Raw genomic sequence first — 1160 nt, forward strand, 5'->3', positions numbered from 1 at the left:
CACAAAAAGCACGCCCGCACCGACATTTGAATTCAGCGGGCGCTCCGACCTTTCAAAACCCGCTGGACAAAGTTTGTTAGGCCCAAATAGTAATGTCGTACTTGAGCCAAATAGAAATGTCGTACCTTGGTCCGGATCATGCCAAGCTGGCGGCCTTGCCGCCAAGCCAGGAGCACGATCATGGGCCGCCCCGACACGATCACCATGAGCATGCAGGAACTGGCTCGCTGCAAGGTCATCCAGGCTGTTGTCGAAGATGGTCTGATGGTCTGGCGCGCCGCCGAGAAGCTCGGCATCTCCAAGCGCCAGGTCGAGCGTCTGGCGCAGCGGTTCCGGCAGGACGGCCCCCGGGGTCTCGTTTCGCGTAAATGGGGCCAGCCCGGCCATCACCAGTTGCCGCCGGGGCTGGAATCCCGCGTGCGCGGCCTGATCCGCGACAGCTACGCCGACTTCGGCCCGACCCTGGCCGCCGAGAAGCTGCGCGAGCGCCATGGTATCGAGATCTCGCCGGCATGCGTGCGCCGGATCATGATCGACGCCGGCTTCTGGGTGCCCAGGAAGCTGCGCCCGCCCAAGGTGCACCAGCCCAGGGACCGCCGCGCCTGCCTGGGCGAGCTGGTGCAGATCGACGGCAGCGACCACGCCTGGTTTGAGGACCGGGCGCCGGCGTGCACGCTGCTGGTGTACGTCGATGACGCGACTGGCAAGCTGATGCAACTGCGGTTCGTGCCGACCGAATCCACGTCGGCGTATTTCAGCGCCACGCGTGACTATGTCGAGCGCCACGGCAAGCCGATGGCGTTCTACAGCGACAAGTTCAGTGTCTTCCGCGTCAATGCCCGGGACAGCGCCGAGGGGCGCGGCTACACCCAGTTCGGGCGCGCGCTGTTCGAGTTGAATATCGACATCCTGTGCGCCAATTCGAGCCCGGCCAAGGGCCGCGTCGAGCGCATGAACGGCACACTGCAGGACCGGCTGGTCAAGGAGCTGCGGCTGCGCGGCATCAGCACGATGGATGCGGCCAATGCCTTTGCCGCGCATTTCATCGCCGACTTCAACGCGCGCTTTGCCAAGGTGCCGCGCAGCGACTTTGATGCGCACCGGCCGCTGCGCGGCGATGAGGATCTGGAGCGGATCTTCAGCTGGCGCGAGTGGCGCAA

Annotated in this window: 1 protein-coding gene; it reads left to right on the forward strand. The window is 64.9% G+C overall.

Translation table 11 applies throughout. The features are described 5' to 3' along the window. Nucleotides 1–180: 180 nt before the first annotated feature. Nucleotides 181–1160, forward strand: a 980-nt coding sequence (locus AC3WL8_RS39900; RefSeq protein ID WP_492380255.1) for an ISNCY family transposase, incomplete at its 3' end; no start/stop codon positions are given.

The sequence above is a fragment of the Cupriavidus sp. FW305-F7 genome (assembly GCF_058782875.1).